The 14,606-nt window shown below is 72.3% G+C and carries 14 protein-coding genes and 1 pseudogene; 6 read left to right on the top strand and 9 right to left on the bottom strand.

Annotation, left to right across the window (positions count from 1 at the left end; genetic code table 11):
• Positions 1 to 53: 53 nt before the first annotated feature.
• On the bottom strand, positions 54 to 491 hold the full coding sequence (locus tag ACFWEG_RS23910; protein WP_387218681.1) for a response regulator: 438 nt from the start codon (positions 489 to 491) through the stop codon (positions 54 to 56).
• Complete coding sequence (locus tag ACFWEG_RS23905) at positions 488 to 862, bottom strand: hypothetical protein (protein WP_387218679.1); 375 nt, start codon at positions 860 to 862, stop codon at positions 488 to 490. Before ACFWEG_RS23905 ends, ACFWEG_RS23910 begins: the two co-directional genes overlap by 4 nt.
• Before the next feature lie 112 nt (positions 863 to 974).
• On the opposite strand from ACFWEG_RS23905, the gene ACFWEG_RS23900 reads away from it, so the two are divergent.
• Positions 975 to 2,531 carry an ATP-binding protein gene (locus tag ACFWEG_RS23900; protein WP_387218677.1) on the top strand — a complete coding sequence of 519 codons (1,557 nt, stop codon included), beginning with the start codon at positions 975 to 977 and terminating at the stop codon, positions 2,529 to 2,531.
• 113 nt (positions 2,532 to 2,644) lie between these two features.
• Here the strand turns inward: ACFWEG_RS23900 and ACFWEG_RS23895 are convergent, their stop codons facing one another.
• The 6 genes from ACFWEG_RS23895 to ACFWEG_RS23870 all read right to left on the bottom strand — a co-directional run bounded on the left by ACFWEG_RS23895 (position 2,645) and on the right by ACFWEG_RS23870 (position 10,907).
• Positions 2,645 to 4,261 (bottom strand): glycoside hydrolase family 13 protein, encoded by a 1,617-nt coding sequence (locus ACFWEG_RS23895; protein WP_387218675.1) that lies wholly within the window; start codon positions 4,259 to 4,261, stop codon positions 2,645 to 2,647.
• Positions 4,262 to 4,385: 124 nt separating this feature from the next.
• Positions 4,386 to 6,512, bottom strand: coding sequence for a glycosyl hydrolase family 28-related protein (locus tag ACFWEG_RS23890; RefSeq protein WP_387218672.1), 2,127 nt, complete (start codon positions 6,510 to 6,512; stop codon positions 4,386 to 4,388).
• 46 nt (positions 6,513 to 6,558) lie between these two features.
• Positions 6,559 to 7,443, bottom strand: coding sequence for a carbohydrate ABC transporter permease (locus tag ACFWEG_RS23885; protein ID WP_387218669.1), 885 nt, complete (start codon positions 7,441 to 7,443; stop codon positions 6,559 to 6,561).
• A gap of 13 nt (positions 7,444 to 7,456) precedes the next feature.
• On the bottom strand, positions 7,457 to 8,404 hold the full coding sequence (locus ACFWEG_RS23880) for a carbohydrate ABC transporter permease (protein WP_387218666.1): 948 nt from the start codon (positions 8,402 to 8,404) through the stop codon (positions 7,457 to 7,459).
• Position 8,405: 1 nt separating this feature from the next.
• Positions 8,406 to 9,761 (bottom strand): ABC transporter substrate-binding protein, encoded by a 1,356-nt coding sequence (locus tag ACFWEG_RS23875; protein ID WP_387218664.1) that lies wholly within the window; start codon positions 9,759 to 9,761, stop codon positions 8,406 to 8,408.
• A gap of 123 nt (positions 9,762 to 9,884) precedes the next feature.
• On the bottom strand, positions 9,885 to 10,907 hold the full coding sequence (locus ACFWEG_RS23870) for a LacI family DNA-binding transcriptional regulator (RefSeq protein WP_387218661.1): 1,023 nt from the start codon (positions 10,905 to 10,907) through the stop codon (positions 9,885 to 9,887).
• 198 nt (positions 10,908 to 11,105) lie between these two features.
• Between ACFWEG_RS23870 and ACFWEG_RS23865 the strand changes: the two genes are divergently transcribed.
• On the top strand, positions 11,106 to 11,489 hold the full coding sequence (locus tag ACFWEG_RS23865; protein WP_387218658.1) for a DUF5994 family protein: 384 nt from the start codon (positions 11,106 to 11,108) through the stop codon (positions 11,487 to 11,489).
• A gap of 54 nt (positions 11,490 to 11,543) precedes the next feature.
• Positions 11,544 to 11,909, top strand: coding sequence for a YbjQ family protein (locus tag ACFWEG_RS23860; protein WP_387218655.1), 366 nt, complete (start codon positions 11,544 to 11,546; stop codon positions 11,907 to 11,909).
• Between the two features lie 15 nt (positions 11,910 to 11,924).
• Here the strand turns inward: ACFWEG_RS23860 and ACFWEG_RS23855 are convergent.
• Positions 11,925 to 12,349: pseudogene (locus ACFWEG_RS23855) on the bottom strand (ZIP family zinc transporter); the annotation flags it as partial.
• 312 nt (positions 12,350 to 12,661) lie between these two features.
• On the opposite strand from ACFWEG_RS23855, the gene ACFWEG_RS23850 reads away from it, so the two are divergent.
• The 3 genes from ACFWEG_RS23850 to ACFWEG_RS23840 are packed head-to-tail and all read left to right on the top strand — an operon-like array spanning position 12,662 to position 14,564.
• Complete coding sequence (locus tag ACFWEG_RS23850) at positions 12,662 to 13,477, top strand: hypothetical protein (protein ID WP_387218652.1); 816 nt, start codon at positions 12,662 to 12,664, stop codon at positions 13,475 to 13,477.
• The gene (locus ACFWEG_RS23845; RefSeq protein ID WP_387218650.1) at positions 13,474 to 13,932 is read left to right on the top strand and encodes a phage holin family protein; all 459 of its coding nucleotides are present in this window, start codon (positions 13,474 to 13,476) and stop codon (positions 13,930 to 13,932) included. Before ACFWEG_RS23850 ends, ACFWEG_RS23845 begins: the two co-directional genes overlap by 4 nt.
• Positions 13,908 to 14,564, top strand: a complete 657-nt coding sequence (locus ACFWEG_RS23840; protein WP_387218647.1) for a DUF3618 domain-containing protein — start codon at positions 13,908 to 13,910, stop codon at positions 14,562 to 14,564. Before ACFWEG_RS23845 ends, ACFWEG_RS23840 begins: the two co-directional genes overlap by 25 nt.
• Positions 14,565 to 14,606: the final 42 nt, after the last annotated feature.

Below are 14,606 nucleotides of genomic sequence, written 5' to 3'. Positions count from 1 at the left end.
CACGTGGCGGGGCCCGCGGAGGTGTCTCCGCCCGACGAGCGGGCGGAGAGCCGTCAGTTCTTGGGGAACCGGGTGACGGTCTCCAGGTAGAAGGCGTCGATGCTCTGCACCGCGCGCTCGAAGTCGTCGAGGTTGACCGGCTTCGTCACGTACGCGTTGGCGTGCCGCTTGTACGCGGAGGTCACGTCGTCCGGCGCCGAGGACGTGGTGAGCACGACCACCGGGATCGTGCACAGCGACTCGTCGTCCTTGATGACGCTGAGCAGCTCGCGGCCGTTCATCCGCGGCATGTTGAGGTCGAGGACGATGAGGTCCGGACGGGGGTTGGCCTCGTCCCGCAGGTACGCGAGACCGGCGACGCCGTCCTGGGCCCGGCCGAGGTTGCGGGTGCCGCGGGCCTCCAGCGCCTCCTCGATGAGCATCGCGTCGGCCTCGTCGTCCTCGATCAGCAGCACGTCGTAGGCGCGGGGGCTGGCGGAGGCGGTCATCATGGGGTGCTCCCGGGCGTGAGTGGAGAGTTCTCGGTGGTGGTGTGCTGCTGGTGGTCGGTCAGGCCCGGCCAGCGCCGTCGGGCGCCCTGCCGGGTCATGTTGGAGGCCCGGCCGATCTGCGGGTAGCCCGCCCCCGCCTCCGCCGCCTGGTGCGCGGCCTCGCCCTTCAGCCGGTCGACGGCCTCTTGGAGGAAGGTCAGCAGATGCAGGTGTGCCAGGGCCTGCGTCTGCGCCTCCGGGTGCTCGTCCGGTCCGTCGATCGGCTCGAACACCTGCGGGAGCAGCCGGACGACGAGGTCGTCGGCCTCGCGGGCGGCGAGGTCGGTGATCTCGGCGTCCGTCATCCTCAGTCGGAAATGGATGCCTGGCATGCGGTCACCGTACGGGCAACCACCCCTCCGTGACAACTGCGGTTGTCGAGCCGCTACAGTGTCCTGCGCCGCGTTCAGCTGCGGTGCCGCACCGCAGCAAGGAGCCCCCGCCATGACCGCCGCCGGACAGCCGACCCCACGCCCCGGCATATTCGCCCGCTGGACGACCCGCCGCTGGCTGCGCACCGGGGCCGCCGCCGCGCTCGCCCTCCTCGCCGTCCTCGGCGGGATCGGCCTGTGGGCCATGAACCGGGCCTCCGACATCACCGACGACCTCGTCAGCACCCGCTCGCCCGCGCTGTCCAACTCCATCCGCCTGGAGGCGGCACTCGTCGGCCAGGAGACCGGGGTCCGCGGCTACGGCATCACCGGCGACCCGGCCTTCCTGGAGCCCTACCGCCTCGGCGTCGACGCCGAGGAGACGGCCGTCGGCCGCCTCGACGAACTCCTGGCGGGCAACCGGCAGGCCCGCGCCGACCTCGACACCGTCCTCGCCCGAGCCGAGGAGTGGCAGCGGACGTTCGCCCTGCCCGTCTCCCGCGCCCCCTCCGGCGCCCCCGTCGCCCTCGCCTCGCAGCGGGCCGCCGAGGGCAAGGCCGACTTCGACGCGCTGCGGAAGGCGATGACCGCGCAGCAGTCCCGGCTCGGCGACGCCCGGGTGGACGCGGTGGCCTCACTGGACCGCGCGGAGGACGTCCGCGACCGCGTCTTCGTCGCCATCGCCGTGGTCATCGCCCTGCTCGCCGCCGCCGTCTTCGAGGGCCTGCGCCGCGGCGTCAACGAACCCCTCGCCCGGCTCGCCGCAGACGCCGGACACGTCACCGCCGGCGACTTCCACCACCACATCAGCGCCTCCGGCCCCGCCGACCTCCGCGCGCTCGGCACCGGCATGGAGTCCATGCGCCGCCGCCTCGCCGACGAGCTCGCCACCAGCGAACGGCAGCGCCAGGCCCTGGACGAGCAGGCCGCCGACCTCCTGCGCTCCAACGAGGAGCTGGAGCAGTTCGCCTACATCGCCTCGCACGACCTGCAGGAACCCCTGCGCAAGATCTCCAGCTTCACCCAGCTCCTCCAGCGCCGCTACGGGGCCGAACTCGACGACCGCGCCCGGCAGTACATCGACTTCGCCGTCGACGGCGCCAACCGCATGCAGATCCTCATCAACGACCTGCTCGCCTTCTCCCGCATCGGCCGCGCCGACGACGGCGAGGAGAGCGTCGACCTCGACGCCCTCGTCGAGAAGACGCTCGACACCCTCAGCATCTCCGTCGAGCAGTCCGGGGCCACCATCACCCGCGACGAGCTGCCCACCGTCACCGGCAACACCACCCAGCTCGGCCTGCTCTGGCAGAACCTCCTCGCCAACGCGGTCAAGTTCCGCCACCCCGACCGCGCACCGGAGATCCACGTCGGCGTCACCGAGGAGGAGGCGCTCTGGCGGTTCACGGTCACCGACAACGGCATCGGCATCGACCCCCAGTACGCCGAGCGCGTCTTCGTCATCTTCCAGCGCCTGCACACCAAGGACCGCTACCCCGGCACCGGCATCGGCCTGGCCATGTGCAAGAAGATCGTCGAGTCCCACGGCGGGACCATCGCCCTCGACCCCGCCCCCCGCGACGGCACCCGCATCACCTTCACCCTCCCGCGCCCGGCGCCCGCCGCCTGACCGCACCCCGGCACCACGTCACGGCACCGCACCCCGGCACCACGTCACGGCACCGCACCCGGCACCGCGCCCCGGGTGCGCGGCGGTCGCCGCCCCGCCGCGCACCCGCACGGTCACCGCAGCCGCACCCACACGGCGGTGTCCGCCGGGAGGAGGCCGCCGGCCAGCGGCTGCGAGGCCAGCAGCACCTCGCCGCCCTCGGGCAGTGCGACCGGACGGTCCGACAGGTTGACCAGGCAGCCGAACCCGCCCGCGCGCTCGAAGGCCAGCACGCCCGCCGGCGCCTCCCGCCAGCTCATCGGCCCGTCGCCGAGCCCCGGCTCGCTCCCGCGCAGGGCGAGCGCGGCCCGGTAGAGGCTGAGCATCGAGCCGGGGTCACCGTCCTGCGCCGCCACGCTGAGATCGCCCCAGCCGGCCGGCTGCGGGAGCCACGGCCGCGCGGACGCGTCGTCGGGGCTGAACCCGTACGGCTCGGACACGCCGCTCCAGGGCAGCGGCACCCGGCAGCCGTCCCGCCCCGGGTCCGTGCCGCCGGTGCGGTGGAAGATCGGGTCGTCCCGCCGCTCGGCGGGGATGTCCTCCACCTCGGGCAGCCCGAGCTCCTCGCCCTGGTAGATGTACACCGCCCCGGGCAGCGCCATCGTCAGCAGCGCCGCCGCCCGCGCCCGCCGCCGCCCCAGCGCCTCGTCGACGACCGGGTTGTACTGCCGGATCCCCGCCGAGGTGCTGGTGTCGGGCCGCCCGTACCGGGTGACGTGCCGGGTCACGTCGTGGTTGGACAGCACCCACGTGCTGGGCGCGGCGACGTCCGCGTGCGCGGCGAGCGTCCCGTCGATCACCGTGCGCAGGGCGTTCGCGTCCCACGCGCAGCCGAGGAAGTCGAAGTTGAACGCCGAGTGCAGCTCGTCCGCCCGCAGGTAGCGGGCGAACCGGGAGGCGTCGGCGAGCCACACCTCCCCGATCAGCGCGCGCGGGACGGGATAGGAGTCGGCGACGGCCCGCCACCCCCGGTAGATCGCGTGGTTCTCGTCGAGGTCGACGTAGGGGTGCGGGTCGGGGAACACGCTGTGGTCGTAGTCGGGCAGGTCGGGGTCCTTGCTGCACATCGCCGCGGAGTCGACCCGGATGCCGTCCACCCCGCGGTCGAACCAGAACCGCAGGATGTCCTCGTACTCGGCCCGCACCAGCGGGTTGCGCCAGTTCAGGTCCGGCTGCTGCGGGGCGAACAGGTGCAGGTACCACTGCCCGTCGGGCACCCGCGTCCAGGCCGGCCCGCCGAAGATCGACTGCCAGTCGTTGGGGGGCAGTTCACCGTCCGGCCCCCGCCCGTCGCGGAACCAGAACAGCTCGCGCTCCGGCGACCCGGGGCCGGTGGCCAGCGCCGCGGTGAACCAGGCGTGCTCGTCGGACACGTGGTTGGGGACGACGTCCACGATGACCCGGATGTCCCGCTGGTGGGCCTCGTCGATGAGCTTCTCCGCCTCGGCCAGGGTCCCGAACCGCGGGTCGATCCGGCGGAAGTCGGTGACGTCGTACCCGGCGTCCGCCATCGGCGTCAGGTACCAGGGCGAGAACCACACGGCCTGGACGCCGAGTCGCTGCAGGTGGTCCAGGCGGGATCTGACCCCGGCCAGGTCGCCGATGCCGTCGCCGTTGCCGTCGGCGAAGCTGCGCGGATAGACCTGGTAGATGGCTGCGTGGCGCCACCAGTCGGTGCTGCGCGGGGTCATGGAAGAGGCCTCCAGTCAGGGAACGACGTAAGGGACGAGGGCCGCGGGCCCGGAGCGGGGCCCGCGGGGTCTGCGGCACGGGCGGGGCGCCGGAGGCGGACCCGCCCGTGCCGCGGGTGCGGTGTCACCAACCGCTGTTGCCGGCGCCCCGCTGGACGGTGAAGCCGCCGGTCACGTTCAGTGCTGCGGCCGCGGTGCCGCTGACCCGGGTGTTGTCGAACGTGCCCCGGCCCGCGGCGTTGATCTCGATGCCGTGGTGCCCGGTCCGGTCGACGGTGAGTCCGTTCACCCGCAGGTCGGCGACGTTCTTCTGATAGCTGACCAAGAGCCCGCTGTAGGTGGAGTCCTCGACGGTGTTGTTCGTCAGCACCACCGGCCGGGTCAGCTCGCTGCGGTCGGCGTACACCCAGATCGCGCCGAGCTTCGCGTTCCAGTTCACCTCCAGGCTGCCGGTGCGGCGCAGGACGTTGCCGCTGACGGTGGTGGTGCCGGAGAACGGCTCGCCGAAGCGGCTGGAGACGGCGATGCCGGCCGCGGCGACGACGGTGTCGGAGATCAGGTTGTTCTCGACGCTGTTGCCGCTCCCGCCGTACACGGCGGCCCCGTTGGCGAGCACGGGCAACTGGACGGTGTTGTTGCGGAAGGCGCTGTTCGTGACCGCGCCGGGGTCGGACCACATGGCCAGACCGTCGTCCCCGGTGCCGCGGATGCTGCTGTTGGACACCACCGTGTCGCGCACACTGCCGCGCAGGTTGACCCCGTCGGCGTAGGTGTTGCGGATCCGCAGGTCGCTCGCGCGCAGCCCGTCGGTCGGGGCGGTCACCCACAACCCGACCTTGGTGTGCTGGATCCAGACGTTGCGGATGACCGACCCGGTCCCGAAGTCGCCCTCGACCGCGGCGTGTCCGCCGGCGTCGTCGCGGACGGTGTTCTCGCCGTCGATCATGAGGTTCTCGACGGTGCTGGTGCCGCCCCGCCCGAAGAGCCCGCCCTTGAGCCCGGTCCCGCGCAGCACGGTGTGCCACACGCCCGCACCCCGCAGCTTCACACCGCTGAGGTTGACGTGGTCGGAGATGTTGTACGTCCCGGCCGGCAGGAACAGCCCCTTGCCCTGCCCCTTCGCCGTGTTGAGCGCGGTGTTGAGCGCCGCGGTGTCGTCCCGCCCGTCGTCGGGCGTCACCCCCAGGTCCCGCGCGGACACGTACCCGCCGGGCAGGGAGGCCGCCGCCCCGGTCTCCTCGGCCTCCAGGAGGTCGACGGTGTAGGAGGCGGCGGTGTCCCCGGCGTCCTTCTGCAGCCGCAGCACGGTCCCGGCCGGCAGGGTCCGGCCGAGCGTGGCCCGGGTCTCGTCGAAGAACCGGTGGCCCTGCCCCTGCGAGGGCACGTTGGTGTACGGGTAACCGCCGTACACCCAGGCGTACTTCGAGGTCAGCCGCAGGTCGGTGAGCTGCTGCCCGTCCACGTACGCGCTGAGCGTGGCGTCGGTGCCGCGGCCGTCGGCGCTGTCGGGGATCGAGTAGCGCAGGTTGATCGCGTCGGCCGGCTTCGTCAGTCTGAACTCGACGAAGTCCCCGGTCTGCCGCAGCTGCACCGCACGGCGGCCCGAGGCCTCCGAGGCCAGGGACAGGTAGGTCCGGTCAGGACCGACGGCCGTCGCCCTGCTGGTGCCGGCCTCCGCCTCGTACGTGGTGAACGGCAGCGTCGCGCCGACGCCGCCGGGGCCCGGCGCGTCGGGGGTGTCGGCGGTCAGGCTGTCGATGTTCACGTTGCCGCTGTCGGAGCTCGTGAAGGCGAGGGTGAGCGTGTTGGAGCCCTGGAGATAGGTGACGGGGACGTCGACCGTCGACCAGCTCGCCCACCCTGCGGTCGCCGGCAGGGTGATCCGCGCGCTGCTGCCGCCGGCCGAGAAGGTCAGCGTCTTCGCCGACCCGGTCCCGTTGGCGTACCGCACCGTCACGCTGCCCGTCCCGGCCTGCGCGGACTGCACGCTCGTACTCAGCGCCGCACGGCCCTTGTTGACGTCGATCAGCCCGCCGACGTAGCCGCTGCCGGTGTAGCCGGCGTGCTCCCGCTCCTCGGCCGCGCCGCCCGAGAGGGTGGTCGACTCGGCCTGCACGGTGGTGGAGGCGGCGTACGCGGGGGAGGGGGCCGCGACCCCGTACGAGACGGTGCCGGTGACGGCGAGCAGCAGGGCCGCGGCCAGCGCGGTGGAGGTCGGTCGGGTGGTTCCGGTCATGCCGAAGACAGACACGTCGGTGTGTCCTTCCCTTAGGGGGGTGGTGGGGGGTGCGGGGGCCTCAGCCCTTGAGGCTCCCGGCCGTCAGACCGGCGATGATGTGCCGCTGGAAGACCAGGAAGACCACGAGCAGCGGGACGGAGGCCATGACCATGCCGGCCAGCAACTGGTTGGCGGGCATGAACTCGGCGAGGCGGTTGAGCGCCACGGTGATCGGCTGCCGCGCCGGGTCCGGCAGGACCAGCAGCGGCCACAGGAAGTCCTTCCAGACCCCGACCACCGCGAAGATCGACACGACGGCCAGCACGGGCCGGGACAGCGGCAGCACGATCCGGACGAGGATCGACACGGGCCCGGCCCCGTCGATCCGCGCCGACTCCAGGAGTTCGGCGGGGATCTGGTCGAAGAACCGCTTCAGGATGAAGATGTTGAACGCGTTCGCGCAGGCCGGCAGCCAGATCGCCCACGGCGTGTTGATCAGGTTGACGTGCACGAGCGGCACGTCGACCGCCGTCAGGTACGTCGGTACGAGCAGCGCCGACACGGGCAGCATCAGCGTGGCGAGCATCAGCCCGAGCACCGCGCTCCCGAGCACCGGCCGCAGCTTGGACAGCGCGTACGCGGCGGCCACGTCGACGACGAGTTGCAGCAGCCACGCGCCGGCCGCGAGCACCAGCGTGTTCAGGAAGTACTGCCCGAGGCCGACGTTCGCCCACGCCTCGGAGTACGACTCGGGGTGCCAGGTCTCCGGGAACCAGGTCGGATCCGGGTCGGCCAGCTCGGCGGAGGACTTCACCGCCCCCGTGACCATCCAGTACAGCGGGAAGACGAACGCGAGGGTGAACCCGAGCACGGTGGAGCAGAGGACGAAGCGGTACAGGAACCGCCCGGTGCGCCGGTTCATCTCGCTCGGCGCGATCAGGGTGCGCTGGGGCGCGTCGGACATCAGTCGGTTCCTCTCAGTCCCTGCCGCGGGTCAGGCGCAGATACAGGGCGGCGAAGGCGCCGAGCACCAGGAAGAGCAGGGTGCTCATGGCGCTCGCCATGCCGAAGTCGTTGTAGACGAACGCGTAGCGGTAGAGCAGCAGCAGGACGGTGACGGTGGCGTCGTCGGGCCCGCCGCCGGTCAGTACGAACGGTTCGACGAAGACCTGCATGGTGCCGAGCACCTGGAGCAGCAGGGTGATCGCCAGGACGAACCGCATCTGCGGCAGCGTGACGTGCAGCAGCCGCTGCCGCACGGACGCCCCGTCCAGCTCGGCAGCCTCGTACAGCTCGCCGGGGACTGAGCCGAGCGCGGCGAGGTAGATGAGCGTCGTCGTCCCCATGTTGGCCCAGGTGGAGACCAGGACCAGCGAGAGCATCGCCAGGCTCTCCGACTCCAGCCACTGCTGCGGCGGCAGGTGCACGATCTCGAGCGCGGAGTTGAACAGCCCCGGCCCCGGGTCGTAGAACCACCGCCACAGCAGCATGGTGACGATCGGCGGCAGCATCACCGGCAGGTAGACGGTCATCCGCAGGTACCCGCGGGCGTGCCGGAACTCGTTGAGCACGACCGCCGTCGCGAACGGGGCGGCGAACCCGAGGACCAGCGCGAGGAGGGTGAAGTAACCCGTGTTCTGCCAGGCGGTCGCGAACAGCGGGTCGTCGAACAGCCGCCGGTAGTTCTCCACGCCCACCCAGGTGGCCGGCTCGGAGAACGTGACCTGCTGGAAGCCGAGCAGCAGGCCGCGGACGATCGGGTACCAGGAGAACAGCGCGAAGCACACGAGCGCCGCGGCGAGGAACGCGTACGCGAGGAGGTTGTCGCGGAGACGGCGCCGACGCCTGCCCGTCGGCGGGACGGGGTCCGGTCGGTGCGCGGTCGCGGCCCGCCTGCGGGGCCGGGTCAGGGTCGGTGCCGCCATGTCACTTCACCGTCGCGAGGATGCCGTCGACCTTCTTCGCCGCGTCGGCGAGGAGCTTGTCCAGGTCGGCGTCCTCCTTGGTGAGGACCGCCTGCATCACCCCGTCCAGGACGGTGTAGATCTGCTGGGCGTTCGGCGGCTCCACCTTCTGGGCGAGCTGCCCGTTGCGGTCGGCGAAGGGCTGGAAGTTCTCGGTGGGCACGTTGGCGTACTTCTCGTGCGCGGCGTCGCGCTTCGCCTGCGCCTCACCCGTGAACAGCCGGTCCAGCGGGAGGCCGATGGGCACGTCGTTGCCCTGGGCGCGCTTGTCCTCGAACTCGGTGCGCTCGGGGTTGAGGTACTTCCACTGCACCCACTCGATGCCGGCCCTGATCTTCTCCGGCGACGCCTTGGGGTTGAACATGAACCCGTTGCCCCCGCCGAGCGTTGCCTCGCCCGGCATCGCGGCGACCCCGTACTCGTCGTACTCCCGCTCGAACTGCTTGACGATGGTGGGGATGTTGTCGGGCCCGGCCATGTACATCCCGAGCGTGCCGGCGCCCATCATCTTCTGGACGTCCTCGATCTGCAGCAGCTGCCGGGTGCCCATGGTCCGGTCCTCCCAGCGCATCGCGTGCAGCGCGTCGAGGGCGTTGCGGCCGGCGTCGCTGTCGAAGGCGGCCTTCCACCTGCCGTCCTTCCGCACCGCGATGTCGCCGCCCATGGAGTAGACCCAGGCGGTGAAGTGCCATCCGCCCTGGTTGTTCTTGCTGTAGTCGGCGTAGCCCACGGTCCCGTCGCCGAGCGCGGTGACCTTCTTCGCCGCCGTCCGCACCTCCTCCCAGGTGGTCGGCGGCTTCGCCGGGTCGAGCCCGGCCTTCGCGAACAGGGCCCGGTTGTAGACCAGACCCAGCGAGTACTGCCCGTTGGGCAGCCCGTACAGCTTGTCGTCCGGGCCGGTGAACACCTTCAGGTACTGCGGGTCGATGTCCTCGTAGTACGGCATGTCCTTGACGTACGGCGTGATGTCCGCGCCCTGCCGCCGCTGGATCAGGCCGGAAGGGTCGGTGAAGTAGACGTAGTACACGTCCTCCAGCTGGCCGCCGGCGAGCTTCGCCGAGAACGTCTTGGGGTCCATGAACCCCTCGCGCGCGTCGATTTTGATGCCGGGGTGCTCCTTCTCGAAGGCCCGCACGTCCTCCTCGAAGTACTTCCGGTCCACCGGCTGGGTCTTGGGCGGCATGCCGTTCACCGTGACGGTGACGACTCCGCCCTTGCTCGACGTCTCCGGCGAGCCGCCGCACGCGGCGAGACCTCCGGACAGGGCGCAGGCTATGCCCGCGGCGAGAAGCCGACGACGGCTGCGGTTACCGGCCATGTTTGATGCCTCCTGGAATGACCCGGCCTTGGCCCGGTGCGGTCGCCCGGGGTGCCATCGGGTATGCAGAAGGTAGAAGTCAGGACTGAAAGAAGTCAATGACACTGCGCAAAAAAGTGATGACTACTGAGATGGTCTGCGGCGGGGCGACATGCTCGTGGACGCCCGGACGATCAACTCGGTCTGGAAGAGCGTGGTCTCGGGGCCGATCACCTGCCCCTCCATCTGCCGCAGCAGCGCCTCGACGGCCGCACTCGCCATCGCTGCCACCGGCTGGCGGGCCGTCGTCAGCGCCGGGTCGACCGCGCCCATCAGGGCGGAGTCGTCGAAGCCCACCACCGACAGGTCCCGCGGCACGTTCAGCCCCTGCCTGCGGGCCCCGCGCACGGCCCCGAGCGCGAGCGCGTCACTGCCGCACACCACCCCGGTCACCCCCTCGCGCAGCAGCCCGGCCACCGCCGTGGCGCCCGCCTCCAGGGTGAACAGCGCGTGCCCCACCCACGGCAGCCACGTCTCCCGCGCCACCCCCCTGGCCTGCCAGAACTCCGCGAAGCCCGCCAGCTTCCGGGTCGAGGGGACGTGTCCCACTGGGCCGATCAGCAGTCCGATCCGCTCGTGGCCCATACCGGTGAGATGGGTGAGCGCCTGCTGGACTGCGTGCCCGTCGTCCGCGCTGACCTGCACCGCGTCCAGGTTCTCGTCGGCCGCGTTCACCAGCACCATCGGCACCCCGCGCTCCTTGAGCGCCGCCCCCTGCTCGGCGCCGGCGTCGGCGTAGCTGGAGCCGATGAAGACGATGCCGCCGATGTTCTGCGCGAGCAGCATGTCGATGTAGTTCGCCTCCGACACCCCGTCCGCGGTCCGCGTGCACAGCACCGGGATCAGCCCGCGCTTGTTCAGCCGCCCCGCCAACGCCTCGGCGAACGCCGGGAACACCGGATTCTGCAGGTCCGGCACGACCAGGCCCACCATCGCCGCCCGCTCCACCTCCACCGGGGTCGGCCGCCGGATCCCGAGGACGTCCAGCGCCCGCAGCACCCGCTCCCTGGTCGCCGGACTCACCAGCTCGCTGCCGTTGAGCACCCGACGCACCGTCACGGCACTCACGCCCGCGAACTCCGCCACCTGATCCACCTTCTTCGCCATGCAGGCAACATAAGGCATCAACGCAAGAAATGGTCAGGATAGAGGGAAATTCTTGCGCTGTGGACGGTGGATATGCGGAGGTCGCTGATCCGGGGGCCAGCGCGGTCTGATCGGGGGCCCGGCGGACCCTGATCCGAGGTTTGGGCGAGCCCGATGGGGGCATACGGGGTGTCCGCGCCTTCGACGGGAACCACCTGCATGAGCATGCCGACATCCGAGCACCCGCACCCCGCCCGCCTGCGCCTCGCGCCGTCCACCGACGGCCCGCACCGCATCGACGGCGCATGGTGGCCCGACACCGACGACCTGGTCGCAGAGCTGCCCCGCCTCCTGGACGCCCTCCCGCCCGGCTGGGAGCGGATCACCCACATCACCGTCGACGCCTCGACCTGGAAGCCGTTCCCCGACCGCCTGCGCCACGCCGGACACGACGTCGAACTGCACGTCAACAGCACCCGGCACGGCGACGCGGCCGTCTGCCTGGTGTCCCCCGGCACCGGCCGCCTCGACCTCCTCGTCGTCCCCTCCGACACCGAAGAGCCCCGGGCCCGCCACCTGATGCACGGCTCCACGGAGGTCTGAGCCCGCGGCGCACACCGAGGTGCATCCGGCGGGCGACAGCGGGATCCTGGCCCCATGGGAATCGAGGACTTCGGTGGAGGCCAGCAGTCGGGTGCCGACGTGCTGGTCGTGACCACGAACGACGTACCGGGCTACCAGGTGCAGCAGGTGATCGGCGAGGTCTTCGGCCTCACCGTCCGCTCCCGCCACCTCGGCAGCCAGATCGGAGCCGGCCTCAAGTCGATGGTCGGCGGCGAACTCAAGGGCCTGACCAAGACCTTGGTCGAGACCCGCGCCCAGGCCATGGAACGCCTCGTCGAACAGGCCCGCGGCCGCGGCGCCAACGCCGTCCTGGCCATGCGCTTCGACGTCACCGAGGCGGCCGACGTCGGCACCGAGGTCTGCGCCTACGGCACGGCGGTCGTCATCACCCGCGTCTGAGCCCCGGCCGCCCGGTCACAGCCGGGAGAGGCCGAAGGAGACGAGGAAGCCGGCGACGGTGACCAGGCCGATGGCGAGATGCGCGTCCTCGAACGCCTCCGGGGATCATGGTGTCGGCGAGCATCGCGAGGACCGCGCCCACGCCCACTGCGGTCACCGCCGCGACGACGGACGGCGAGAACGAGCCGATCACCGTGCAGCCCAGGACCGCGACCGCGGCGAGCGCCGCGGCCCTCACGCCGAACACGTAGCCGCGGCCGGCCTTGCGCAGGCCCGCCGAACCGGACAGCCCCTCGGGGACGTTGCCGATGAACACCGCGGCGACCGTCGCGGCGCTCACACGTCCCACGGCCCCCGCCGAGCAGCCCCTCCCCGATGACGGCCGACTCCGGCACCCCGTCGAGCTGCGCGCCGAGCGCGAGCGCCGTACCGGACCCGCCCCCGTGACGTCGCTCGTGGCGCCCGGCCCCGGATCCCCGCGTCCCACCCGCCGACCCGGCCCCGTCCGCACGTCCCGACCGCCGCCTGACCGCTGTGGGCGACGGACGCGGCACGGGTTTCCACCGGCATGCCCCCCACGTGTTTGGCCACGGGCCAGAGGGCTACTCGTCCGCCCGTCCGGTCGGTGCGGCCTCTCCACCGCGCCGATGCCGCCCCTGACTCCCGAGCCGGAGAACGCCTTCGGGCGTCGGCCGGGACCACATGACGACCCCCGCGCGACGCGGAACCGACCCATCGACACAGGAGGCATCGTGAGCAACTCACAGGGTTCCAACAGCCCTGACCCGAGCACCTCGGCGGCCGTGCGCGACACCGCTCAGCAGAAGGCGTCCGAGGGTGCGGAACTCGTCGGCGCCAAGGCCTCCGAGGTCGCCGGCACCGCCCGGGAACAGGCGGGCGAGGTCGCCCAGGACGCCGCCGCCAGGAGCCGGGACCTGGCCGCCGAACTGCGGGACCAGCTCCAGGGCCACGCGCACACCCAGACGGGCCGGCTCGCGGAGAACGTCCGCCGGCTCGCGGACGAGCTGCGCGAGATGAGCGAGAGCGCCAAGCCCGACTCCACCACCGCGGGCCCGGTGCGCCAACTCGCCGACAACGGGCACAGGTTGGCCTCCCACCTCGAGAGCCGCGGCCCCGACGGACTCGTCGGCGACCTGCAGGACTTCGCCCGCCGCAAGCCCGGCGTCTTCCTCGCGGGCGCCGCGCTCGCCGGGTTCGTCGCCGCCCGCATCGGCAAGGGCGTCAGCGCCGCCGGCCAGGGGAGCGGGGCCACCGGCTCCCGCCCGTCGCACGACGAGTCGTCCTCGGCGCACGGCACCTCCCCGTCCGCGTCCCAGGTCCCGCTCTCGGGACCGCGCGCGGACCCCGCGCCCGGCTTCGGCCCCGCCCCCGACCACGGCCCCACGCCCGGTCACGGCGCCGACCCCGGCCCCGTCCCCCCGACGCCCCCGGTGCAGCCCGCCGTACCGCCCGTGGCACCGGTGCGCGAGGCCCCGCCCGGCTCGTACGGCGACCCGTACACCGAGCCGCGTCCCGGCACCCCGTACCGGCAGGAGGGGCGGGAATGAGCACCCCCACGACCGGCGCCGCCGGCTCCCCGCCGCCGCGGCCGGCCGATCCGTACGCCCCGACCGGTGAGCCGCAGGGCGAGCCGACCATCGGCGAACTGATCGGCGAGATCAGCCAGGACATGAGCCGGCTCGTCCGCGACGAGATCGAACTCGCCAAGGCCGAGCTGAAGCAGGAGTCGGCCAAGGCCGGCAAGGCCGCCGGGATGCTCGGCGGCGCGGGGTACGCGGCACACCTGGCCGTCCTCCTGCTCAGCCTCACCCTGCTCTTCGCCCTCGACCACGCCATGGACATCGTCTGGGCGACGCTGATCGTCGCCGTCCTCTGGGCGGTCGCCGCCGCGGTCCTGTACACGCAGGGCCGCAAGCGCATCCGCACGGTGAACCTCAAGCCCGAGCAGACCGTGGAAACCCTCAAGGAGGACGCCCGATGGGCACGCAACCCGACGAGCTGAGGACCGACGTGGAGACCACCCGGGCCCAGCTCGCCCAGAACGTGGACCGCCTCGCCGACCGGGTGGCGCCCGGGCGCGTCGCCCGCCGCAAGACCGACGCCGCCCAGCGCCGACTGACCGGGATCAAGGAGCGTGTGATGGGATCGGCCCACAGCACCGGCCACGACACGAAGCACGCCGTCTCCCGCACCACCGACCAGATCGGCGGCACGGCGAAGGACGCGGCCGGCCGGGTCACCCAGACCGCCCAGGACACGCCCGACGCCGTCAAGCGCCGGACCCAGGGCAGCCCGCTGGCCGCCGGGCTGATCGCCTTCGGCGCGGGCATGCTCGCCGCCGCCGTCCTGCCGGCGACCGAGGCCGAGGAGCGGGTCGGCGAGCAGCTGCGGGACCACTCCGACCAGCTGGTCCAGCCGGTCAAGGAGACCGCGCAGCAGACCGCGCGCGAGCTGAAGGAGGGCATGCGCGAGCCGGTCCAGGAGCACGTCGGCGCGGTCCGCGAGCACGCCCAGGAGGCGGCAGGCACCACCAAGGAGCACGCCGGGTCCGCGGGCCAGGACACCACCGCCCGGCTCAAGGAGATGGGCCAGGACGCCGCCCACGACGTCCGCGGAGGCTCCGGCAGCCGCTGACGGCACGCCCGCGGCACGCACGGCTCGGGGCTCCTCGGCGAC

Origin of the sequence: Streptomyces sp. NPDC060194 (genome assembly GCF_042728285.1) — a bacterium.
Taxonomy (GTDB): Bacteria; Actinomycetota; Actinomycetes; order Streptomycetales; family Streptomycetaceae; genus Streptomyces.
The sequence above is the reverse complement of the archived record's forward strand: the minus strand, read 5'-3'. Positions and strand labels throughout refer to the sequence as shown.

Bases quoted from the DNA above. Each gene is read 5' to 3' on its own strand.
- ACFWEG_RS23910 (WP_387218681.1), bottom strand. From the start codon at position 491: ATGATGACCGCCTCCGCCAGCCCCCGCGCCTACGACGTGCTGCTGATC.
- ACFWEG_RS23905 (WP_387218679.1), bottom strand. From the start codon at position 862: ATGCCAGGCATCCATTTCCGACTGAGGATGACGGACGCCGAGATCACC.
- ACFWEG_RS23900 (WP_387218677.1), top strand. From the start codon at position 975: ATGACCGCCGCCGGACAGCCGACCCCACGCCCCGGCATATTCGCCCGC.
- ACFWEG_RS23895 (WP_387218675.1), bottom strand. From the start codon at position 4,261: ATGACCCCGCGCAGCACCGACTGGTGGCGCCACGCAGCCATCTACCAG.
- ACFWEG_RS23885 (WP_387218669.1), bottom strand. From the start codon at position 7,443: ATGTCCGACGCGCCCCAGCGCACCCTGATCGCGCCGAGCGAGATGAAC.
- ACFWEG_RS23880 (WP_387218666.1), bottom strand. From the start codon at position 8,404: ATGGCGGCACCGACCCTGACCCGGCCCCGCAGGCGGGCCGCGACCGCG.
- ACFWEG_RS23875 (WP_387218664.1), bottom strand. From the start codon at position 9,761: ATGGCCGGTAACCGCAGCCGTCGTCGGCTTCTCGCCGCGGGCATAGCC.
- ACFWEG_RS23870 (WP_387218661.1), bottom strand. From the start codon at position 10,907: ATGGCGAAGAAGGTGGATCAGGTGGCGGAGTTCGCGGGCGTGAGTGCC.
- ACFWEG_RS23865 (WP_387218658.1), top strand. From the start codon at position 11,106: ATGAGCATGCCGACATCCGAGCACCCGCACCCCGCCCGCCTGCGCCTC.
- ACFWEG_RS23860 (WP_387218655.1), top strand. From the start codon at position 11,544: ATGGGAATCGAGGACTTCGGTGGAGGCCAGCAGTCGGGTGCCGACGTG.
- ACFWEG_RS23845 (WP_387218650.1), top strand. From the start codon at position 13,474: ATGAGCACCCCCACGACCGGCGCCGCCGGCTCCCCGCCGCCGCGGCCG.
- ACFWEG_RS23840 (WP_387218647.1), top strand. From the start codon at position 13,908: ATGGGCACGCAACCCGACGAGCTGAGGACCGACGTGGAGACCACCCGG.